This is a genomic window from Nocardioides koreensis, assembly GCF_039531775.1.
In the GTDB taxonomy this organism is placed as follows: Bacteria; Actinomycetota; Actinomycetes; order Propionibacteriales; family Nocardioidaceae; genus Nocardioides; species Nocardioides koreensis.
The window spans coordinates 99,750-119,877 of the sequence record NZ_BAAAQR010000008.1 but is presented as its reverse complement, the minus strand read 5'-3'; the positions used below and the strand labels follow the sequence as shown (position 1 = coordinate 119,877).

Genomic DNA, 20,128 nt, shown 5'->3' with positions numbered 1-20,128 from the left:
CGAGTGGAGGGAGCGAGTTCGTGGGGTGGTTCATCGGTCGACTCCCCCCATCACCGGGTCGATCGAGGCGATCGCGACGATGACGTCGGCGACCATGCCGCCCTCGCTCATCACGCTCGTCGCCTGCAGGTTCGTGAACGACGGGTCGCGGAAGTGCGCCCGGAACGGGCGGGTGCCGCCGTCGGAGACGACGTGGGCGCCCAGCTCGCCGCGTGGGGACTCGACCGGGACGTACGCCTGGCCGGGCGGCACCCGGAAGCCCTCGGTGACCAGCTTGAAGTGGTGGATCAGGGCCTCCATGGACTCACCCATGATGTGGCGGATGTGGTCGAGGCTGTTGCCCATGCCGTCGCTGCCGACCGCGAGCTGGCTGGGCCAGGCGATCTTCTTGTCGGCGACCATGACCGGGGCGCCCTCGAGCCGGGCCAGCCGGTCGGCGGCCTGCTCGACGATCTTGAGCGACTCCCACATCTCGGCGAGACGGATCCGGAAGCGGCCGTAGGAGTCGCTGGTGTCCCAGGTCTGGACCTCGAAGTCGTAGTCCTCGTAGCCGCTGTAGGGCTGGGTCTTGCGCAGGTCCCACGGGTAGCCGGTGCTGCGGAGCACCGGCCCGGTGAGGCCGAGCGCCAGGCACCCGGCCAGGTCGAGGTGCCCGACGTTCTCCAGGCGGGCCTTGAAGATCGGGTTGGCGTTGCACAGCGCGGCGTACTCGGGCAGGCGCTTCTTCATCAGCGCGATGAAGTCCCGGATCTCGTCCAGCGCGCCGGGCGGGAGGTCCTGGGCGACGCCGCCGGGGCGGATGAACGCGTGGTTCATCCGCAGGCCGGTGATCAGCTCGAACAGGTCGAGCACCAGCTCGCGCTCGCGGAAGCCGATCGTCATCACGGTCAGCGCGCCGATCTCCATGCCACCGGTGGCGATGCAGACCAGGTGGGAGGAGATCCGGTTCAGCTCCATGAGCAGGACCCGCATGACCTGGGCCTTCTCCGGGATGTCGTCCTCGATGTCGAGCAGCCGCTCGGCCCCGAGCACGTAGGTCATCTCGTTGTAGAAGGGGCTCAGGTAGTCCATCCGGGTGCAGAACGTGACGCCCTGCGTCCAGGAGCGGAACTCCATGTTCTTCTCGATGCCCGTGTGCAGGTAGCCGATGCCGCAGCGGGCCTCGGTGACCGTCTCGCCCTCGAGCTCGAGGATCAGCCGGAGCACGCCGTGCGTCGACGGGTGCTGCGGACCCATGTTGACCACGACGCGCTCGTCGGCGTCGCCCGCGTCGGCCAGCCCCTCGGCGATCGAGTCCCAGTCCTGGCCGGTGACGGTGAAGACCCGGCCCTCGGTGGTCTCGTCGGTGCCGGCGTACATGTCACCGGCTCCGGTGGTTGAGCTTGTCGAAACCATCAGTTGTACGACCTCCGCTGATCGGGCGGGGGGATCGTCCCGCCCTTGTACTCCACGGGGATGCCACCCAGTGGGTAGTCCTTGCGCTGCGGGTGGCCCGGCCAGTCGTCGGGCATCAGGATCCGGGTGAGCCCCGGGTGGCCGTCGAAGACGATGCCGAACATGTCGAACGTCTCGCGCTCGTGCCAGTCGTTGGTGGGGTAGACGCCCACGAGCGACGGGATGTGCGGGTCGGCGTCCGGCGCGGCCACCTCGAGCCGGATCCGCCGGTTGTGGGTCATCGAGAGCAGGTGGTAGACCGCGTGCAGCTCGCGCCCGGCGTCGTCGGGGTAGTGCACGCCGCTCACGCCCGAGCAGAGCTCGAAGCGCAGCCGGGGGTCGTCCCGCAGCAGCTGCGCCACGGCCACGATGTCGTCGCGACGGACGTGGAAGGTGATCTCGCCGCGGTGGACCACGACCTGCTCGACGGCGTGCTCGAGCCCCTCGGACCGGAGCCGGTCCTCGAGGGCGTCGGCCACCTCGTCGTGCCAGCCGCCGAAGGGCCGCTGGGCGGCGCCGGGGTAGACGATCGGCTGCACGAGGCCGCCGTACCCGCTGGTGTCGCCGGTCCCGCTGACGCCGAACATGCCCTGCCGGCGGCCGACGGCGTGGACCTCGCCGGCGGGGGCCGGGACGTTCTCCGGCGACTGCTCGGGGGCCGGCTGCTCCACCTTCTTCTCGTCGCTCATCGCAGCAGCCCCTTCATCTCCGAGGTCGGCAGCGCGCGCAGGGCGTCGCCCTCCTGCTGCACGATCTCCTCGCGACGGTTCTTGCCGAGCTTGGCGTGCTGGACCTGGTCGTGCAGCTTGAGGATCGCGTCGATCAGCATCTCCGGCCGCGGCGGGCAGCCCGGGAGGTACATGTCGACGGGGACGACGTGGTCGACGCCCTGGACGATCGCGTAGTTGTTGAACATGCCGCCGCTGCTCGCGCACACGCCCATCGCCAGCACCCACTTCGGCTCGGGCATCTGGTCGTAGATCTGGCGCAGCACCGGCGCCATCTTCTGGCTGACCCGGCCGGCGACGATCATCAGGTCGGCCTGGCGCGGGCTGGCCCGGAAGACCTCCATGCCGAAGCGGGCGAGGTCGTACTTCGGGCCGCCCGAGGTCATCATCTCGATGGCGCAGCAGGCCAGGCCGAACGTGGCCGGCCAGAACGACGCCTTGCGCATGTAGCCCGCCACGCCCTCTACGGTCGTCAGCAGGACGCCGCTGGGGAGCTTCTCCTCGATACCCACGTCAGAGCCTTTCGCTGATCCCGGTTGCCGCTGCCACGGTCAGTCCCACTCCAACCCGCCCCTGCGCCAGACATAGGCGTAGGCGACGAAGACGGTGCCGATGAACACGACCATCTCGATGAGCCCGAAGAACTTCATCGAGTCGAAGTAGACGGCCCAGGGGTAGAGAAAGATGATCTCGATGTCGAAGACGATGAAGAGCATCGCGGTGATGTAGTACTTCACCGGGAAGCGTCCGCCGCCCACGGGTTGCGGGGTGGGCTCGATGCCGCACTCGTAGGAATCGAGCTTGGCGCGGTTGTAGCGCTTGGGCCCCACGACGGCGCTCATGATCACGGAACCGACCGCGAACAACGCCGCGAGAAGAGCCAGCGCCAGAACCGGCGTGTAGAGCTCCATGCCTCGCGTTCCTCCTGTCCCGCGCCCGACCGGCAGGCCTGCGCCGCCGGATTGTGACTTTGTGAACTGAATCACTAAGTGGCGCGGGACACATACTGCCACTCCGGGGACCGGGCCGCACGCGGGGGTCGCCCTGTGTCGGAAACCGGCTCCGTGACGTGCCCCACGATCGGGCGCAGGAACGGCAGAGCCCAGTACTGGTGGGGATTCCGACGGGAGTCAGGGGGCGTCGGCCAGGGCCTCCCGCACCAGCCCGGCGACCCGGTCGAGCTCCTCGCGGGGCGGGCTCGCGAAGTCGGCGGCCACGGCGAAGCCGTCCCCGGTACGCCGGGGCAGCACGTGCAGGTGGGCGTGGAAGACCTCCTGGCCCGCGACCTCACCGTCGGCCAGGAACAGGTTCACACCCTCGGGCTCGAGGCTGCTCGCACGAACGGCCGCGGCCAGCCGCTGGGCGACCCGGAACATGTGGGCGCCGTCGTCCGGGTCGAGCGCGGCCAGGTCTGCCGCGTGCCTCTTCGGGACCACGAGCAGGTGCCCGGTCGTGGCCGGGTTGAGGTCGGCGAAGGCCAGCACCCGGTCGTCGTCGTACACCTGGCTGGCCGGCAGGTCGCCGGCGACGATGGCACAGAAGACGCAGTCCATGGCGCCATCATGCCGAGCGCGCAGACGGCGGGTGCGGTGGCGGTGAGCCGGCCACCCAACCCGACCCGGAACGGTGGCCGAGCCACCGCCCGCGGCGCCTACCGCGCCTGCGCGCGGTGGAGGGCGACGATGCCGCCGGACAGGTTGCGCCACTGGGGCGACTCCCAGCCGGCGCGGCCGATCAGGTCGGCGAGGCCCTGCTGGTCGGGCCAGGCCCGGATCGACTCGGCGAGGTAGACGTAGGCGTCCGGCGAGGACGACACCGCGCGGGCGATGGGCGGCAGCGCCTTCATGAGGTACTCGATGTAGACGGTGCGGAACGGCGCCCACGTCGGGTGGCTGAACTCGCAGACGACCAGCCGCCCGCCGGGCCGGGTCACCCGCCGCATCTCCCGCAGCCCCGCGAGCGGGTCGACGATGTTGCGCAGCCCGAAGGAGATCGTCACCGCGTCGAAGGTCCCGTCCGCGAACGGGAGCCGGGTGCCGTCACCGGCGGTGAAGGGCAGGTGCGGCTTGGCCTGCTTGCCGACCCGGAGCATGCCGAGGGAGAAGTCGCAGGGCACGACGGTCGCGCCACGGTCCGCGAACGGCTGGCTCGACGTGCCCGTGCCGGCGGCCAGGTCGAGCACGGACTCGCCCGGTTGCGGGTCGACCGCGTCGATGACGTCGCGGCGCCAGCGGCGGTCCTGGCCCAGCGAGAGCACGTCGTTGGTGACGTCGTAGCGACGCGCGACCGCGTCGAACATGCGACGGACGTCGGACGGCTGCTTGTCGAGCTCTGCGCGGGGCACGCGCAGAGACTACGGGCCGCTCCCCGACCACGACGCGGTGCCCGATGACAACGAATGGGTCACGACGACCCGCACACGCAACCAAATCCCCGATCAGGGCGTCCCTATGTCGACACTGGAAGAACGTGTGTCGACCCAACTTCCCCGGGGGAACTCATGAGAGCACTGCGCGTCCTGCTGCTGACCGTCATCACGGTGGGCCTCCTCGGCGCCACGGCGTACGGCGCCGGCTTCGCCGTCCGCCACTACGACGAGCGACGCGACGCCGCGGCCGAACCGGGGACACCCGCGTCGGTCCCCACCACCGCACCGTCCACCTCCGCGGCACCGACGGGCGGGCCGACGACGACGCCGACCACCACCCCCACGCCCACGCCGCCGGAGCCGCGGAACGTGCTCGAGCCCGGGGCGAACGGCACGAAGGTGCGCGAGCTCCAGCAGCGGCTCTTCCAGCTGGCCTGGCTCCCCGAGACCACGACCGGTCGCTACGACGCCACCACCCGCACCGCGGTCAGCGGCTTCCAGGGCAAGCGCGGCTTCAAGGCCACCGGCGTGGTCGACCAGCGCACCTGGAAGCGCCTGGTCGCCATGACGAAGACCCCCACCCACGACCAGCTCTTCAACATCCTCCACCCGGGGCCGGCGATCCTCGGGGCGGGCGACAGCGGCGAGGACGTCCGCGACCTGCAGGCCCGCCTGGTGTCGATCCAGTGGCTGTTCGGCGACGTGTCGGGCCGGTACGACGACACGACGGTCGAGGCGGTCCGCGGCTTCCAGGCCAAGCTGGAGATCCCGGTGACCGGCGAGGTCGACCAGCGCACCCTGGACCGTCTGTACGCGATGACCAGCGCGCCCACCCACGAGGCCATGTACAACCTGGGCAACCACCCGGGCGCCCTCGACGCCCGGTGCAAGGTCGGCCGGGCGCTGTGCATCGACAAGACCAGCCAGACCCTGCGCTGGGTCGTCGACGGGAAGGTCCGCCAGACGCTGGACGTGCGGTTCGGCGCGTCGTACAGCCCGACCCGTGAGGGCCTCTTCCACGTCTACGTCAAGGACGCAGACCACGTGTCCCGCCTCTACGGCTCGGAGATGCCGTTCTCGATGTTCTTCTCCGGCGGACAGGCGGTGCACTACTCCTCGGACTTCGCCGCCCGGGGGTACGCCGGGGCGTCGCACGGCTGCGTGAACGTCCGCGACCACGACGGGCTGGCGTGGCTCTTCGACCAGGTGCACGTCGGCGACGCCGTGGTCGTCTACTGGTCCTGAGCACCACCGTCCCGACCGGTCGGGGAGCCGCCGGGCCCGCCCGCGGGTGACCGCGGGGTCCGGCAGGTGGCCTCGGTCACCGGCGTACGCTTCACCCTCGTGACGTCCAGCGCGACCCCCGGCGAGCAGCCCGCGACCCTCGGCACCCTCGTCGCCCGCACCGTCCGCCTCGACCTCGACGACGCCACCGCGCTGGTCGACCTGCTGCCCGCCGACCGCCCCGTCACCTGGCTGCGCCGCGGCGAGGGCCTGGTCGGCTGGGGCGTCGCCGCCGAGCTGCGCACCCGCGGCGCCACCCGTTTCTCCGACGCGGTGAAGTGGTGGGCCGAGACCACCGAGCGCACGGTCGTCCGCGACGAGGTCAACGAGCCGGGCACCGGCCTGGTCAGCTTCGGCTCCTTCGCCTTCGCCGACGAGCCGGGCGACTCCGTGCTGGTGGTCCCCGAGGTCGTGGTCGGCCGGCGCGGCGACACCACATGGCTGACCACGATCGGGCGCGACAGCATCGCCGCGCCCACGGTCAGCGCCGCCGACGAGCCCCCCGCGCCGGTCGAGGTGAGCTTCGCCGACGGGGCCCTCGACGGCGAGCGCTGGATGTCGGTCGTCGCGGACGCGGTCGCCCGGATCAGTGCCGGCGACCTCGAGAAGATCGTCCTGGCCCGCGACCTCATCGCCACCGCCGAGGCGCCGATCGACGTGCGCTGGCCGCTGCGCCGGCTGGCCGAGTCCTACCCGATGTGCTGGACCTTCCACGTGGACGGCATGTTCGGCGCGACCCCCGAGATGCTGCTGCGCCGCGAGCGCGGCCTGGTCACCTCGCGGGTGCTCGCCGGCACCATCCGGCGCACCGGCGACGACGAGCGCGACCTGGCCCTGGCCGCGACGCTCGCCCGTTCCTCGAAGGACCTCGAGGAGCACGAGTACGCCGTCCGCTCGGTGGCCGACGCCCTCGACCCGCACTGCTCGTCGATGAACGTGCCCGAGGCGCCGTTCGTCCTGCACCTGCCCAACGTCATGCACCTCGCCACCGACGTGGCCGGCGTGGTCCACGACGCGGCGACCGTCTCCTCGCTCCAGCTCGCCGAGGCGCTGCACCCCTCCGCGGCGGTCGGCGGCACGCCCACCCCGGTGGCCACCGACCTGATCACCGAGATCGAGGGCATGGACCGGGGCCGGTACGCCGGCCCGGTCGGCTGGATGGACGCCCGCGGTGACGGCGAGTGGGGCATCGCGCTGCGCTCGGCCTCGGTCGACGGTCCGACCGTCCGGCTGTTCGCCGGCTGCGGCATCGTCGCCGACTCCGACCCCGAGGCCGAGCTCGCCGAGTCGCAGGCGAAGTTCGTGCCGGTGCGCGACGCCCTCTCCCCCTGACCCACCGAGTCGTGTGGCTCAGAGTGCGCCGGGGCGCACGCTGGACCGCACGACTCGCGGTTAGAGATCCTGGCCGTCGGGAAGGCGGACGTACTCCTGGCCTGCCTTGGGCAGGAACGCGTTCATGTGCCCGTCCACGATCTTCAGGCCCGCCTCGGAGTAGACCCGGTCGTGGATCGCGAGGTTGCGGGGCGCCCCGACCTCGCGGGCGAACTCGATCGCCTCGGAGGCCCGCATCCACGGCGCCGAGACCGGCACCAGCAGCACGTCGACGTCCTCGCCGGGCGGCGTGAGCGCGTCGCCGGGGTGGTAGACCTTCCGGCTCCCTCCGTCGGCCCCAGCGGCCGTCAGCACGTAGCCGCTGTTGAAGAAGCGGGGGAGCTCCGGGTGGATCACCGCGTGCAGCTCGCCGACCGCACGCGCCGGAATACCCGGGTCGAACGACTCCCCCGGCGCGACGACCGTCACCCGCTCGGCCACGTCCGGCGCGTCCTCGCGGATCCGTGCGGCGACGGCCTCGATCGTGAACACGGCGGCGTCGGTCGCGCGCAGGTGGTCGGGCAGGTAGTGGTCGGGGTGCTCGTGGGTGATCAGCACCGCGTCGGCGCCGTCGAGCGCCTCGACGTCGGTGAACATCCCCGGGTCCAGCACGACCGTCCGGCCGTCGTGCTCCACCCGGACGCAGGCGTGTCCGAACTTCGTGATGCGCATTCCCCCACGGTAATCACGTGGCGGGCAGTGCGGACGGCTCGGGAGAATCGTCCGGTGCTCGAGGTGGTCGTCTCCGGTCTCGTCACCGGCTGGGCGATCGCGATCCCGATCGGCGCGGTCGGGGCGTTCCTGGTCACGCTCACCGCGCGTACGTCGTTCCGCGTCGGCGCCGCGGGCGCCCTGGGCATCGCCAGCGTGGACGGGGCCTACGCGACCCTCGCCGTGGTCGCCGGTGCGGCACTCGCGGCGCTGCTGGCCCCGGTGGCCACGCCGCTGCGGATCGCCTCGGGGGTGGTGCTGCTGGTGATCGCCGCACTCACCGCGTGGCACGCGCTCGCCGGCAGCGGCCGGGTCCGCGAGGCGGCGCCGATGGGTCCACGCCGCGCCTATGCGCTCTTCTTCGCCATCACCGCGGTCAACCCGACCACGGTCGTCTACTTCGCCGCCGTCGTGCTCGGCAACCGGCACCTGGTCTCCACCCCCGCCGAGGCGGTGGCGTTCGTGCTCGCCGCGTTCCTGGCCTCGGCGACGTGGCAGCTGGTCCTCGCCGGAGGAGGGGCCGCTCTCGGCCGGGTCAGCACCGGCCACCGCAGCCACCTGGTCACCGGTCTCGTGTCCGCCGCGGTGATCGCCGTCCTGGCCGTTCGTACGATGCTCGGATGAGCCACGCCACACTGCCCGACGTCAGGATCCGCCGCGCCTCGCCGGCCGACGCCGAGCCGCTGACCCACCTGCACCTCGACTGCTGGGACGACGCCTACACCGGGCTGATGCCCCAGGAGGTCCTGGACGCGCGGCGCACCGACGTCCCCGCGCGCATCGAGCGCTGGCGCACCATCCTCGAGCAGAGCGCCAACACCCTGGTGGCCGAGGCCCCGGACGGGCTGGTCGGCTTCGCCAGCGCCGGCCCGGGCCGCGACAACGACGTGGACACCGAGCTCGAGGTGATGGCGCTCTACGTGCGGGCGGACCGCTGGGGCACCGGGGTCGGCTACGCGCTGCTCGAGGCCGCGATCGGCGACCGCGCGGCGTACCTGTGGGTGCTGGAGGGCAACGAGCGCGCGATCCGGTTCTACGAGCGCCAGGGCTTCCGCCGCGACGGCACCCGGGACGAGCACGACGAGGGCCGGCACGTCCGGATGGTCCGCGCCGGGGTCTGACTCCCGCTCCGACCCTTGCCAGAAAAGCACGATCGTTCTATTGTCGATTCATGACCAAGGGCGACGAGACCAGGGGCGCGATCCTGGACGAGGCGCTCGCACTGGCGTCCCGGGTCGGGTTCACCGGCCTGACCATCGGCCAGCTCGCCGAGCAGACCGGCATGAGCAAGAGCGGCCTGTTCGCGCACTTCCGGTCCAAGGAGCAGCTCCAGCTGCAGACCCTGGCCCACGCCCGGCACCGGTTCATCGACACCACGGTGCGGCCGACCCTCGCGACCCCGCGCGGCGAGAAGCGGCTGCGGGAGCTGTTCGAGCGCTGGCTCGCCTGGGAGACCGAGACGCTCCCGGGCGGCTGCATCTTCGTGACCGGCTCCATCGAGTTCGACGACCAGCCCGGCGCCATGCACGACGCCCTGGTCGCCGACCAGCGCGACTGGCTGGACACCATCGCCACGGTCGCCGAGACCGCCGTCACCGAGGGCGACCTCCGCCCGGACGCGGACCCACGCCAGGTCGCCTTCGAGATCCAGGCACTGATCCTCGGCTTCCACCACGCCACCAGGCTGCTTGACGACGAGCGGGCCCTGGACCACGCGCGCAACGCCTTCGAGGCGATCCTCGACCACGCCCGGGCGCACTGACCCCACCACCCCCAGGAAAGGCACTCCGATGACACCCTCATCCGTTCAGAAAAGCACGATCGTTCGTGTCCGAAATGTCGGCCTGCGCGGCTTCTTCCGCTCCGCCGAGCTGGTTGCGCCGCGCCTCGCCGGTCGACGGGCCCGCGACCTCTGGTTCACGGTTCCCCCGACGATGGCCGCCACCCCGCTGCCTCCGGGCGCCGAGCCGTTCACCGTCACCGCCCAGGGCGCGCAGGTGCACGGCCACGTCTTCGGTGAGGGGCCGACCGTCTACCTCGTCCACGGCTGGGGTGGCCGCGGCAGCCAGCTGGCCGCGCTGGTGGAGCCGTTGGTGGCGACCGGGCACCGGCTCGTCCTGTTCGACGCGCCCGCCCACGGCGACTCCGACCCGGGCCCTGCGGGGCCGGGCCGCAGCCACGGCGTCGAGCTCGGCCGTGCGCTCGACGCCGTCTTCACCCGCTTCGGACCGGCCGAGGCCGTCGTCGCGCACTCGCTCGGCGCGATCGCGACCTACCTGGCGCTGCGCTTCGGGTGGCTCGGCACCGACCGGCTGGTGCTGCTGGCGCCGATGGTGGAGGCCCAGGGGCTGTTCGACCAGTTCCAGGCCGCGCTCGGCTTCGGCGACCGGACCCGCCGCGCCTTCGACGCGGAGGTCGACGCCTTCGTCGGGCTCCCCGTCGCCGAGTTCGACGCGCTCCACCAGGCCTCCCACGTCGAGCCCGTGCCGACGCTGGTCGTGCACGACCGCGGCGACCGGCAGACGTCGTACGCCGGCGCGCAGCGACTCGTCGAGGCCCTCCCCGACGCCCGGATGGTCACCACCGAGGGGCTCGGGCACCGACGGATCCTGCGCGACCCGGCGGTGATCGCGCACGTCGTCGAGTTCATCGGCGCCGGGGACCGCGCGGAGGCCGCCTGAGGCATGCCCTCAGGCGGTCAGGTGGTGCACGTAGCACCAACGCCAGTCCTCGCCCGGCTCGGCCGACTGCATGACCGCGTGCTGGGCGTCGCGGAAGTGGGCGGTGGCGTGCTGGCGCGGTGAGGAGTCGCAGCAGGCGAGGTGCCCGCACTCGAGGCACTGCCGCAGCGCGACCCACTGGGTGCCGTCGCGCTGGCACTCCTCGCACACGCCGGCCGTCGAGGCCTCCACCGCCGGGTGCTGCTCGAGGTCGTCGCACACCTCGCCGCGCGGACGGCGTACGGCGTTCACCGAGCGCAGCTCGTCGTGCTCCTGGTGGGCGATCTCGAGCATCGACTCCTCGACGTCGAGCATCGACAGCACCTCGCTGATCACCTCGGAGGCCACCGTCCCCGAGCGGCGGATCTCCAGCACCCGGCGGCGTTCGGCGTCGATCATGGCCCGGCGCACCCGCGAGTACAGCTCGCTCGGGGTCTCCTGGTCGGCGGTGGTGCCGAGCCGCTCCCAGGCCGCGAAGTTGCGCTGGTCGGTGCGCTCCCGGATCAGGTCGGCGACGCCGTGCGGGTCGTCGAGCTCCATCCGGTCCAGCTGGGCGTAGCCCGCCTTGGACGCCTGCTGCAGGATCGTGGCCCGCGCGAGCGCGTCGTCCATCGGGTCCGGCGACGGCACCCCCAGCCGGCGAGCGACCCAGCCCAGGGAGAGGCCCTGGATGAACAGGGTGCCGGCCACGACCGTGAACGCCACGAACAGCAGGATCTCGCGGTGCTCGGCCTCCACCGGGATCACGAACGCGGCCGCCAGCGTGACCACGCCCCGCATCCCGGCCCAGCCCAGGACGAACGTGAAGGTCCACGGCGGGGTGTAGCCCAGGTCGGGGTCCGGGCCGGGGCGGACCAGCGCGTAGCGGGTGACGAAGACCCACACCATGCGCAGCACCACGACACCGACCAGTGTCGCCACGCACACCGCGACGATCCGACCGGCCGACAGCGGGCTGTCGCCCACGTCCGCGAAGAGCCACTGCGCCTGCAGGCCGATGAGCAGGAAGACGGTGTTCTCGAGGACGAAGGCGATGGTGCGCCAGTTCGTCCGCTCGGCGATGCGCGACTGCGCGGTCTGCAGGATCGGCGCCTTGTGGCCGAGCAGCAGGCCCGCGATGACGACCGCGATCACGCCCGAGGCGTGGAGCTCCTCGGCGGCCACGTAGGCCGCGAACGGGATGACGAACGAGATCCCGGTGTCGAGGACCGGGTCGGTGATCCGCTTCCGAATCCAGGCCACGACGACGAAGAAGACGGCCCCGACCAGGACGCCGCCGGCGGCCGCCCAGACGAAGTCCGCGCCGACCCGCCAGGCCACGACGTTCTCGGCCCCGACGGCGATGATCGCCACGGCCGTGCGCAGGGACACCAGGGCGGTCGCGTCGTTGAGCAGCGACTCGCCCTCGAGGATCGTGACCACCCGTCTCGGCAGCCCGATCCGGCGGCCGATGGCGGTCGCCGCGACCGCGTCGGGCGGGGCCACGACCGCGCCGATGGCGAACGACGCACCCCAGGAGATGTCCGGGAGGATCGCGTGCACGATCACGCCGATCCCCACCGTCGTGAAGATGACCAGCCCCACGGAGAGCAGCAGGATCGCGCGCCGGTTGGTGTTGAAGTCGACCAGCGAGCTCTGGATGGCGGTCGCGTAGAGGAGCGGCGGCAGCAGCCCGAGCAGCACCACCTCGGGCTCGAGGTGCACCTCCGGCATGCCCGGCACGTAGCTCACCGCCACGCCGACCGCGATCAGCAGCAGCGGGGCCGGGAAGCCCAGCCGTTCGGCCAGCGCGGTGAAGGCCAGCACGCCGACAGCCAGCGCGACGAGCAGCAGGGCGATCTCCACCGGGCCATTCTGTCGGAGGGTCCCTAGTCGGGCCGCTTGTCAGGCGGGCTGGGCCACCCAGGTCATCGGGTCACCCCAGCCGAGGTCCTCGATCCCGTGCCGGCCGAACGCCAGCACCACCAGCGTGCGCCGATGGGCGGCGAAGGTCAGCACGTGCGCGATCATCCCGCCGTAGGTGAACACCTCGGCCGGCTCGCAGAGCGCGTCGACGAAGGTGTCGTCGAGCCGGTCGCTCGCGACCACGTCGCGGACGTGGGCGAGGTACGTCGGGCCCTCGGTCGCCAGCCGCTGCCGCATCGAGGACAGCGACTCGTGCTCCTCGACCGACCAGTCGTAGTCGCGGGAGGCCATCGCGGCGTTCCACATGCCCATCTGGCCGATCAGCCGGGACAGCAGCGAGCGGACGGTCTGCGCGTCGTCGTCGACGTCGAGCTCGATCCGCTGGTCGAGCTGCTCCTCGGTCAGCCGGCCGGCCAGGCGCACCATCTCGCCGGTCAGCCAGACGTGGTGCTCGACCATCTTGGTCAGCAGGTCCATGGCGGTCACCTTGTCTCGTGCGGGCAGCCGCAGGCTGCCGGGTGGGTGGAAGTGCACGTCGCTGGGCGCGTCGATCTGGATGTGCCCGGGCCTGCGCCGCCAGGTCGCCGGCGGCACGCCGTACACCCGGGTGAACGCCCGCGTGAACGCCTCGTGCGAGCCGTAGCCCGCCTCCACCGCGATGTCGATGAGCGGGGCGGTGGTGGTGATCATGCGGTACGCCGCCCGCTCGAGGAGGATGCGCCGGCGCAGCGCACTGGGTGGCTCCCCGGCGACGGACTTGATCATCCGGTCGAAGTGGTAGCGCGAGAAGTGCAGCCGGGCGGCCCAGTCCTCGCCCGACGCCTCGGTGATGCGGGGGTCGTCGAGCGCCTCGGCGAGGTGGTCGACGAACTCCGCGAAGGTGTCGGCTGACGTGGTCACGGCCCGATCCTCATCGCTGCTGCCCCTCCCCGTCTTGATCGGCGTTGCTCGGTCCCGGCCGAGTCTGCCCCCGTCAGGGGTGCAGCGCGCGGATGCGGGCGTCGAGGTCACGCCGGTTGTCGCGCCGGACGACGGCCTCGACGACCTCGATGCCGCCGTGGGGGCTGGCCAGCGCGTGCTCGAGCTCCGCGAGCGAGTCGACCTTCCAGTGCGGGGTCCGGGTGGCGGCGCAGAGGCTGGCCAGGTCGACGCCGTGCGGGGTGCCGAAGAGCTTGTCGAAGGGCGCGGCGTACTCGTCGGCACCCTGCTCGAGCATCGAGAAGATCGATCCGCCGTCGTCGTTGACCACCACGACCGTCAGGTCGGGGCGGGCCTCCCCCGGACCGAGGACCAGCCCGTTCGCGTCGTGGAGGAAGGTCACGTCGCCCATCAGCGCGATCGCGCGGGAGCTGCGCGGCCGGCCGAGCGCGGCGCCGATCGCCGAGGAGATCGTCCCGTCGATCCCGGAGAGCCCGCGGTTGGCGATCACCTTGCGCCGGTCCCCGACGGCGTACCTCGCCACCATCAGGTCCAGGTCGCGGATCGGGCTGGAGGCGCCCACGACCAGCAGCCCCTCGGCCGGCAGCGCGCGGCTGACGGCGCCCGCCACCTCGTGCGGGGTGAGCTCCGGCTCGGCCGCGAGCAGCGCGTCGAGCTGGCGGCCCACGGACCGGTCCGCCGCCCGCCACTGCTCGAGCCACGCCGGGTCGTCGGCCTCCGTGGCCGCGTCGACCCGCTGCGGCGGGCCGGTGGTCTCGAAGGGGCGGCCGGACCACACGCCCCGCGCCGGAGCCGCGTGCACCTCGACGTCGGCGCGGCCCAGGAGCCGGGTCACCGGCCGGGAGAGGGTCGGGTGGCCGAACACCACGACGCGCTCGATGCTGCGCCCGAGCTCGGTGTCGAGGAGGAGCCGGTAGCAGCGGATCGCGTTGTCGCCGGTGCGGGAACCGCTGGTCGGCTCGGCGAGCAGCGGCCACGCGGCCCGCTCGGCCAGGACCCGCGCGGGCGGGCCCGCGTCGTCGCCGGCGACCACGACGGTCCGCGGGCCGGCGGGCAGCGAGACGAAGGCGACGGTGTCGAGCTGCGTGGGTGCTTCCCGGCGCGACCCGGGCACGGGCTGCCACCGGTCGTCGGGGACCAGCGGCTCGTCGAGCTGCACGTCGAGGTGCACCGGCCCCGGGCCCTCGACGAGCGTGGCGGCGTCGATCTCGTCGGCGTGCGCCAGGTCGTGGGTGGTGACCAGCGGGCCGAAGATCCCGACCTGGTCGGTGGTCTGGTTCGCGTTGGTGCCGCGCAGCCGCGCCGGCCGGTCCGCGGTGACGACGACCAGCGGCACCCCGGCGTGCGCGGCCTCGAGCACCGCAGGGTGCAGGTTGGCCACGGCGGTCCCGGAGGTGCACATCACCGCCGCCCGGGCGCCGACCTTGGTGAGCCCCACCGCCAGGAACCCGGCGCTGCGCTCGTCGATGCGGGTGTGCAGCCGCAGCAGCCCGGCCGCGGCGGCGTCGTACGACGCGAAGCTCAGCGGGGCGTTGCGCGAGCCGGGCGCGATCACCACGTCGGTGACCCCCGCCTCGACGAGGCGGGAGACGACGGCCCGGGCGAGCTCGGTGGCTGTGTTCGTCACGAGCGCCCATCCTTCCGCACGACCTCCCGGACGCCCCGCACCTCGGCCAGCCGGGCCTCCCAGTGGGCGACCCGGTCCGGCGCGGCGGTGACCGCGGCCAGCGCGGCCTCGTCCACGACCGGACGGGTCACCGGGAGCGCGCCGTCGACCGGGAGCAGCGGCGCCGCGACGACGTCGGCGGTGAGCAGCTGGACCGTCGCCAGGCCGCAGGCGTAGGGAAGCTCGGGCAGCGCGGCCGCGAGGGCGACGCCGGCGGCGATGCCGACCGAGGTCTCCAGTGCCGACGACACGACCACCGGCAGGCCGATGTCCTCGGCGATCCGCAGGCAGGCGTGCACCCCGCCGAGGGGCTGCACCTTGAGCACCGCCACGTCGGCGGCCTCGAGGTCGCGCACCCGGTAGGGGTCGGCGGCGCGGCGGATCGACTCGTCGGCGGCGATCGGTACGTCGACGGCGCGGCGGACCGCGGCCAGCTCCTCGACGCTCGCGCAGGGCTGCTCGACGTACTCCAGCCCGCCCGCGGCCCGGTCGAGCAGCCGGATCGCGGCGACGGCCTCGTCGACGCCCCAGCCGCCGTTGGCGTCGACCCGGATCCGGCCGCCGGGGCCGAGGGCGTCCCGGACCGCCTCCAGCCGGGCCTCGTCGTCGCCCAGCGTCTGGCCGGGCTCGGCGACCTTGACCTTCGCGGTGCGGCAGCCACCGGCGAGCACCACCTCGCGCGCCCGCCCGGGCCCCACCGCCGGCACGGTCACGTTGACGGGCACCGAGTCCCGCACCGGCTCCGGCCAGTCGCCGGCCGCGGCCTCCTCGGCGCAGCGCAGCCAGGGCTCGGCCACGGCGGCGTCGTACTCCAGGAACGGGCTCCACTCGCCCCAGCCCGCCTCCCCGGACGGCAGGGTGCCGCGGAGCAGCACCCCCTCGCGGACCGTGATGCCGCGGAAGCGGGTGCGCATCGGGATCGACCAGGCCCCGGAGATAGACCAGGCCCCGGAGATCGACCAGGCCCCGGAGATCGAGCCTGTCGAGATCACGCCATCCCCCGCAGCCGCACCCGGTCCGGCTTGCCGTTGGCCAGCAGCGGGATCTCGTCGAGCAGCACCAGCGCCCGGGGCGCCCACGAGCGCGGGTGCGCCTCGCCCACCCAGGCCCGCGCCTCCGGCAGCGAGAGGTCCCCGACCACGAACGCCACCACCCGGTTGCCCCACTCCTCGTCCGGGACCCCGAGCACCTCGGCCGCGGCGACCGCCGGGTGCGCACGCAGCCGGGCGGCGACCGCGGGGGTGGGCACGTTCACGCCCCCGCTCACCACCACGTCGTCGACGCGGCCCAGCACGTGCAGCCGGCCGTCCTCGTCGAGGCGGCCCGCGTCGGAGGTCAGGAACCAGCCGTCCTCGAGGACCGACTTGGTCAGCTCCGGGTCGCCCTCGTAGCCGTCGAAGAGTGTGGGCCCGCCGATCCGGATCCGGCCGCCGCGGCCGATCGCCAGGGCCACCCCGTCCAGGGCGTAGCCGTCGTAGACGCAGCCCCCCGCGGTCTCCGAGGAGCCGTACGTCGCCACGACGCGCACGCCTGCCCCGGCCGCCCGTTCCCGCAGCGCGGCGTCCACGGGGCCACCGCCGAGCAGCACTGTGTGGAAGGTGCGCAGCGCGGCGACCTCCTCGGGCACGTCGAGCATCCGGTGCAGCTGGGTCGGCACGAGGGACACGAAGCGCTCCTCGTCGGTCGAGCCCGTCGAGGTCATCGCGTCCGTGGCCGCGACGAAGGACCCGTGCTCCTCGAGCAGCGCGGGCTGCCGCCCCGCGACCAGCGACCGGCAGGCGACCTGCAACCCCGCGACGTACGACACCGGCAGCGTGAGCAGCCAGCGTCCGGAGGCGCCGAGGCGTCGCTCCGTGGCGGTCACCGAGGCCAGCACCGCCCGCCGGGAGAGCACGACCCGCTTGGGCCGGCCGGTCGAGCCGGACGTCTCGACGACCAGAGGCTCCGGCTCCCCGGGCACCGCCAGCCAGCCGTCCAGCGCCGCCACCACGTCGCGCGTCGCACCGCGGACCGGGCGGAGGAATTCCATGGGCGCATCCTCGCACCGGCTGGTTGAATGCCGTCCCGTGCCCAGTCTCGTGGATCGTTTCCTGCCGCCGACCCCGTTGGCCCGGAAGCTCTCGGCACAGTCCATCCTCTTCGCCGTCGGCGAGGGCTTCTTCCTCACCGGCAGCGCGGTGTTCTTCACCCACATCGTTGGGCTCTCCGCCGCGCAGGTCGGCCTGGGCCTGACCGTCGCAGGGGTCGTGACGTTCTTCTTCGCGGTGCCGCTGGGGCGGCTGGCGGACCGGGTGGGGCCGCAGCGGATGTGGGCGGCGGGCGCGCTCGCCGAGGCGGTGCTCTACCTGGCGTGGCCGTGGATCTCGGGCTTCGCGTCCTACGTCGCGATGATGATCGTGCTGCAGCTGGTCAGCGGCGCGGGCGGGGCCGGGCGCGGGGCCTACACGCTCGGCATCTTCTCCGGAGAGGAGCGGATCCGGTCGCTGGCGTTCATGCGCTCGGCCCTCAACATCGGGTTCACCTTCGGCGCCCTCCTCGGCGGCCTCGCCCTCGCCACCAACAGCGACTCGCTGATCCGGATGGTGCCGCTGGCGACCGCCGCGATCCTCGGGCTGAACGCCGCGCTGATCAGCCGGCTCCCCCGGACGTCCCACGACGAGCCCAAGGTGACGCCCAAGCAGGTGATCACCCCGGGCGCCCTGCGCAACAAGGGCTTCCTCGCGCTCAACGTCTGCGACGGCGTGCTCAGCACCAACCAGGTCCTGCTCAACGTCGTGATCCCGCTGTGGCTGGTCCAGGAGACCGACGCGCCGCGGGTGCTGCTGGCGTGGCTGTTCGGCACCAACACCGTGCTCGCGGTCCTCCTCCAGGTCTCGGCCTCCCGGGGCGCCGAGTCCGTGCCGGGTGCGCTGCGGGCCGCCCGGATCAGCGCCGCCTTCTTCGTGCTGTCCTGCTTGATCGTGCTGGTCACCCACGACACGATCGGCTGGGTGACCATCGCGCTGGTCTGGCTGGGCCACGTCACCGTCACCGGGGCCGAGCTCTTCCAGTCCGCGGGCCACTGGGGCCTGGTCGCCGAGCTGTCCGACCCGGACCGCCGCGGCGAGTACCAGGGTGCCGCCCGGCTCGGCGGCACCGTCGGCCAGGTGTGGGCGCCCGCGGCGTACACGTTCCTCGCCATCAACTGGGGCACTCCCGGCTGGCTGCTCATCGGGGGGATCGTGGTGGTCGCCGCGATCGGCATCCACCCCGCGGCCCGCGCCGCGGAGCGCTTCCTCCAGGCCGACCACTCGGGTGAGGCCACGCGGCTGCCTGCTTGAATCCTCCGGTGGCCTCCCCCTCCGAATGGTTCGCCGGCGCGCGCCCGCGCACGCTCCCGGCCGCCGTCTCCCCCGTCCTTGCCGGCACCGCGGTCGCGGCCTGGGCCGACGGCTTCGTCTGGTGGAAGGCGCTGCTCGCGCTGGCTGTGAGCATGGCCCTCCAGGTCGCGGTCAACTACGCCAACGACTACTCCGACGGCATCCGCGGCACCGACGACGACCGGGTCGGCCCGATGCGCCTGGTCGGCTCCGGCGCGGCCACGCCGGGCGCGGTCAGGCGTGCGGCGTTCCTGGCCTTCGGCGTGGCCGGTGTCGCGGGCCTCGTGCTCGCCGCCACCACGGCCTGGTGGCTGGTCGCCGTCGGGCTGCTGTGCATCGTCGCCGCCTGGTTCTACACCGGGGGCTCGGCGCCCTACGGCTACCTCGGGCTCGGCGAGGTGATGGTCTTCGTCTTCTTCGGGCTGGTCGCGGTCATCGGCACGACGTACGTCCAGGCCGAGAGCTGGGAGTGGGCCGCGCTGTACGCCGCCGTCGGGATCGGCGCCCTCGCCTGCGCCATCCTGGTGGCCAACAACCTGCGCGACATCCCGACCGACGTGGCTGCCGGCAAGCGGACCCTGGCCGTCCGCCTCGGCGACCGGCGTACCCGCGCGCTCTACCTGCTGCTCGTGCTGGCCGCGGCTGCCGCTGTCGTGGCCGTGGCCGCGGCCACCACGTGGTGGGCGCTGGTGGGCCTGGGGTTCCTGGTCGTCGGGGCACGCGCGGTGCGGACCGTCCAGGGCGGCGCGACGGGTCCCGGACTGATCCCCGTGCTCCAGCAGACCGGCGTCGCCGAGCTGCTCTGGGCGGCGCTGGTGGCCGCCCCGCTCGTCATCGCCGGCTGATCCTGCGAGACGCGACGTAGGCTCGACACATGTTGTGGATCCTGCTGATCGTCGTCGTCGCCGTGGTCGTCTACAAGTTCCGGGGGCCGATCCTGGCGAAGATCCTGGGCCAGGACCAGGGGCGCATCAACCGCCAGCTCAACCGACGCAAGCGCTGAGGGGCCGAGGCACTTTCACCGGGCGGGTCCGGTGAAAGTGGTACTTGTCAGGGGGTGGACCACCTGACAAGTACCTGTTTCCCCTGACCGGTGCTCAGGAGTCGTCGGAGTCCTCGCGCGCCTTCATCTCCTCGAACTTCGCCGTCGCGCGGTCGGCCCGCTCCTCGACCCGGCGCGCGAACGCCGCGCGCTGCCGGTTGAGCAGGAAGTAGGACCCCAGCCCACTGACCACGAACGCGACCACGACCGCCCAGGTGAGCGGCACGTTGTCGGCGAGCAGCATCCACACCCCGATCACGACCGCCAGCGAGGCGAGGAACAGCACGATGCGCAGGGCGGTGTAGACGACGAACTCCTTCACGCCCTCAGGGTAGGCGGTGACCATGGGCCTTCTACGCTGGAGGGGTGCTGAAGTTCCTGCTCCTCGTGATCCTTCTCGCGGTCGCTGTCTACTTCACCGTGCGAGCGATCCAGCGCCGTGGCGTGCTGCCCAGGCACCAGCCGCCGCCGCGCCCGTTCGGTCCGGACGACGACCCGGACTTCCTCCGTGACCTCGACCGGAAGCGCAAGCATCCGAAGGACCCGGAGGCCTGAGCCCGCAGCGCCCGGGCGGTGAGCCAGCCACCGTCCGGCGCGTCAC

The 20,128-nt window shown here is 72.8% G+C and carries 23 protein-coding genes; 10 read left to right on the top strand and 13 right to left on the bottom strand.

What is annotated here, in order from left to right; all coding sequences use genetic code 11:
• Positions 1-30: 30 nt before the first annotated feature.
• From ABD268_RS14075 to ABD268_RS14050, 6 genes are all read right to left on the bottom strand, one after another.
• Positions 31-1,359: an NADH-quinone oxidoreductase subunit D gene (locus ABD268_RS14075; protein ID WP_344153222.1), complete on the bottom strand. Its 1,329-nt coding sequence runs from the start codon at positions 1,357-1,359 to the stop codon at positions 31-33.
• 35 nt (positions 1,360-1,394) lie between these two features.
• Complete coding sequence (locus tag ABD268_RS14070; protein ID WP_344153219.1) at positions 1,395-2,123, bottom strand: NADH-quinone oxidoreductase subunit C; 729 nt, start codon at positions 2,121-2,123, stop codon at positions 1,395-1,397.
• A complete protein-coding gene (locus ABD268_RS14065; RefSeq protein WP_344153216.1) occupies positions 2,120-2,674 on the bottom strand; it encodes a NuoB/complex I 20 kDa subunit family protein in 555 nt (184 codons plus the stop codon). The genes ABD268_RS14070 and ABD268_RS14065 overlap by 4 nt, the downstream gene beginning before the upstream one ends.
• Before the next feature lie 39 nt (positions 2,675-2,713).
• Positions 2,714-3,073, bottom strand: coding sequence for an NADH-quinone oxidoreductase subunit A (locus ABD268_RS14060; protein ID WP_344153213.1), 360 nt, complete (start codon positions 3,071-3,073; stop codon positions 2,714-2,716).
• Positions 3,074-3,292: 219 nt separating this feature from the next.
• Positions 3,293-3,715, bottom strand: coding sequence for an HIT family protein (locus tag ABD268_RS14055; protein WP_344153210.1), 423 nt, complete (start codon positions 3,713-3,715; stop codon positions 3,293-3,295).
• Between the two features lie 98 nt (positions 3,716-3,813).
• Positions 3,814-4,506: a demethylmenaquinone methyltransferase gene (locus ABD268_RS14050; RefSeq protein ID WP_425573727.1), complete on the bottom strand. Its 693-nt coding sequence runs from the start codon at positions 4,504-4,506 to the stop codon at positions 3,814-3,816.
• 156 nt (positions 4,507-4,662) lie between these two features.
• On the opposite strand from ABD268_RS14050, the gene ABD268_RS14045 reads away from it, so the two are divergent.
• Together ABD268_RS14045 and ABD268_RS14040 are read left to right on the top strand one after the other, a co-directional pair.
• Positions 4,663-5,775: a L,D-transpeptidase family protein gene (locus tag ABD268_RS14045; RefSeq protein ID WP_344153207.1), complete on the top strand. Its 1,113-nt coding sequence runs from the start codon at positions 4,663-4,665 to the stop codon at positions 5,773-5,775.
• A gap of 99 nt (positions 5,776-5,874) precedes the next feature.
• Complete coding sequence (locus tag ABD268_RS14040; protein WP_344153204.1) at positions 5,875-7,146, top strand: isochorismate synthase; 1,272 nt, start codon at positions 5,875-5,877, stop codon at positions 7,144-7,146.
• A 60-nt stretch (positions 7,147-7,206) separates the two neighbouring features.
• Here the strand turns inward: ABD268_RS14040 and ABD268_RS14035 are convergent, their stop codons facing one another.
• On the bottom strand, positions 7,207-7,857 hold the full coding sequence (locus ABD268_RS14035; protein ID WP_344153201.1) for an MBL fold metallo-hydrolase: 651 nt from the start codon (positions 7,855-7,857) through the stop codon (positions 7,207-7,209).
• 54 nt (positions 7,858-7,911) lie between these two features.
• Between ABD268_RS14035 and ABD268_RS14030 the strand changes: the two genes are divergently transcribed.
• The 4 genes from ABD268_RS14030 (at position 7,912) to ABD268_RS14015 (ending at position 10,577) form a co-directional block, all read left to right on the top strand.
• A complete protein-coding gene (locus ABD268_RS14030; RefSeq protein WP_344153198.1) occupies positions 7,912-8,520 on the top strand; it encodes a LysE family transporter in 609 nt (202 codons plus the stop codon).
• Complete coding sequence (locus ABD268_RS14025) at positions 8,517-9,017, top strand: GNAT family N-acetyltransferase (protein WP_344153195.1); 501 nt, start codon at positions 8,517-8,519, stop codon at positions 9,015-9,017. The genes ABD268_RS14030 and ABD268_RS14025 overlap by 4 nt, the downstream gene beginning before the upstream one ends.
• Positions 9,018-9,067: 50 nt before the next feature.
• Complete coding sequence (locus ABD268_RS14020; RefSeq protein ID WP_344153192.1) at positions 9,068-9,658, top strand: TetR/AcrR family transcriptional regulator; 591 nt, start codon at positions 9,068-9,070, stop codon at positions 9,656-9,658.
• A 172-nt stretch (positions 9,659-9,830) separates the two neighbouring features.
• Entirely contained in the window at positions 9,831-10,577 is a 747-nt protein-coding gene (locus tag ABD268_RS14015) for an alpha/beta fold hydrolase (RefSeq protein ID WP_344153189.1), read from the top strand.
• A gap of 9 nt (positions 10,578-10,586) precedes the next feature.
• Here the strand turns inward: ABD268_RS14015 and ABD268_RS14010 are convergent, their stop codons facing one another.
• The 5 genes from ABD268_RS14010 to ABD268_RS13990 all read right to left on the bottom strand — a co-directional run bounded on the left by ABD268_RS14010 (position 10,587) and on the right by ABD268_RS13990 (position 17,155).
• Positions 10,587-12,461, bottom strand: coding sequence for a cation:proton antiporter domain-containing protein (locus tag ABD268_RS14010; RefSeq protein WP_344153186.1), 1,875 nt, complete (start codon positions 12,459-12,461; stop codon positions 10,587-10,589).
• A 39-nt stretch (positions 12,462-12,500) separates the two neighbouring features.
• Complete coding sequence (locus ABD268_RS14005) at positions 12,501-13,421, bottom strand: helix-turn-helix domain-containing protein (RefSeq protein ID WP_344153183.1); 921 nt, start codon at positions 13,419-13,421, stop codon at positions 12,501-12,503.
• Between the two features lie 73 nt (positions 13,422-13,494).
• Positions 13,495-15,087: a 2-succinyl-5-enolpyruvyl-6-hydroxy-3-cyclohexene-1-carboxylic-acid synthase gene (gene menD / locus ABD268_RS14000; RefSeq protein ID WP_344153180.1), complete on the bottom strand. Its 1,593-nt coding sequence runs from the start codon at positions 15,085-15,087 to the stop codon at positions 13,495-13,497.
• Positions 15,084-16,064: an o-succinylbenzoate synthase gene (locus ABD268_RS13995; protein ID WP_344153447.1), complete on the bottom strand. Its 981-nt coding sequence runs from the start codon at positions 16,062-16,064 to the stop codon at positions 15,084-15,086. The genes menD and ABD268_RS13995 overlap by 4 nt, the downstream gene beginning before the upstream one ends.
• Positions 16,065-16,114: 50 nt before the next feature.
• The gene (locus ABD268_RS13990; protein ID WP_344153177.1) at positions 16,115-17,155 is read right to left on the bottom strand and encodes an AMP-binding protein; all 1,041 of its coding nucleotides are present in this window, start codon (positions 17,153-17,155) and stop codon (positions 16,115-16,117) included.
• 37 nt (positions 17,156-17,192) lie between these two features.
• Here ABD268_RS13990 and ABD268_RS13985 point away from each other — a divergent pair, with 37 nt between their 5' ends.
• Genes ABD268_RS13985 through ABD268_RS13975 form a run of 3 tightly spaced genes read left to right on the top strand, consistent with a single transcriptional unit; the run spans position 17,193 to position 19,488 of the window.
• Entirely contained in the window at positions 17,193-18,446 is a 1,254-nt protein-coding gene (locus ABD268_RS13985; protein ID WP_344153174.1) for an MFS transporter, read from the top strand.
• Positions 18,447-18,454: 8 nt separating this feature from the next.
• Positions 18,455-19,330 (top strand): 1,4-dihydroxy-2-naphthoate polyprenyltransferase, encoded by an 876-nt coding sequence (locus ABD268_RS13980; protein ID WP_344153171.1) that lies wholly within the window; start codon positions 18,455-18,457, stop codon positions 19,328-19,330.
• A gap of 29 nt (positions 19,331-19,359) precedes the next feature.
• Positions 19,360-19,488 carry a hypothetical protein gene (locus ABD268_RS13975; RefSeq protein ID WP_344153168.1) on the top strand — a complete coding sequence of 43 codons (129 nt, stop codon included), beginning with the start codon at positions 19,360-19,362 and terminating at the stop codon, positions 19,486-19,488.
• Between the two features lie 94 nt (positions 19,489-19,582).
• On the opposite strand, the gene ABD268_RS13970 is transcribed toward ABD268_RS13975, so the two are convergent.
• The gene (locus ABD268_RS13970) at positions 19,583-19,849 is read right to left on the bottom strand and encodes a DUF4229 domain-containing protein (RefSeq protein WP_344153165.1); all 267 of its coding nucleotides are present in this window, start codon (positions 19,847-19,849) and stop codon (positions 19,583-19,585) included.
• Between the two features lie 44 nt (positions 19,850-19,893).
• Between ABD268_RS13970 and ABD268_RS13965 the strand changes: the two genes are divergently transcribed.
• A complete protein-coding gene (locus ABD268_RS13965; protein ID WP_344153162.1) occupies positions 19,894-20,082 on the top strand; it encodes a hypothetical protein in 189 nt (62 codons plus the stop codon).
• The last annotated feature ends 46 nt before the right edge of the window (positions 20,083-20,128 follow it).

Excerpts from the sequence above, each read along its gene's own strand:
- ABD268_RS14075 (WP_344153222.1), bottom strand. The coding sequence starts at position 1,359 with ATGTACGCCGGCACCGACGAGACCACCGAGGGCCGGGTCTTCACCGTC.
- ABD268_RS14070 (WP_344153219.1), bottom strand. The coding sequence starts at position 2,123 with ATGAGCGACGAGAAGAAGGTGGAGCAGCCGGCCCCCGAGCAGTCGCCG.
- ABD268_RS14060 (WP_344153213.1), bottom strand. The coding sequence starts at position 3,073 with ATGGAGCTCTACACGCCGGTTCTGGCGCTGGCTCTTCTCGCGGCGTTG.
- ABD268_RS14055 (WP_344153210.1), bottom strand. The coding sequence starts at position 3,715 with ATGGACTGCGTCTTCTGTGCCATCGTCGCCGGCGACCTGCCGGCCAGC.
- ABD268_RS14045 (WP_344153207.1), top strand. The coding sequence starts at position 4,663 with ATGAGAGCACTGCGCGTCCTGCTGCTGACCGTCATCACGGTGGGCCTC.
- ABD268_RS14035 (WP_344153201.1), bottom strand. The coding sequence starts at position 7,857 with ATGCGCATCACGAAGTTCGGACACGCCTGCGTCCGGGTGGAGCACGAC.
- ABD268_RS14025 (WP_344153195.1), top strand. The coding sequence starts at position 8,517 with ATGAGCCACGCCACACTGCCCGACGTCAGGATCCGCCGCGCCTCGCCG.
- ABD268_RS14020 (WP_344153192.1), top strand. The coding sequence starts at position 9,068 with ATGACCAAGGGCGACGAGACCAGGGGCGCGATCCTGGACGAGGCGCTC.
- ABD268_RS14015 (WP_344153189.1), top strand. The coding sequence starts at position 9,831 with ATGGCCGCCACCCCGCTGCCTCCGGGCGCCGAGCCGTTCACCGTCACC.
- ABD268_RS13990 (WP_344153177.1), bottom strand. The coding sequence starts at position 17,155 with ATGGAATTCCTCCGCCCGGTCCGCGGTGCGACGCGCGACGTGGTGGCG.
- ABD268_RS13975 (WP_344153168.1), top strand. The coding sequence starts at position 19,360 with ATGTTGTGGATCCTGCTGATCGTCGTCGTCGCCGTGGTCGTCTACAAG.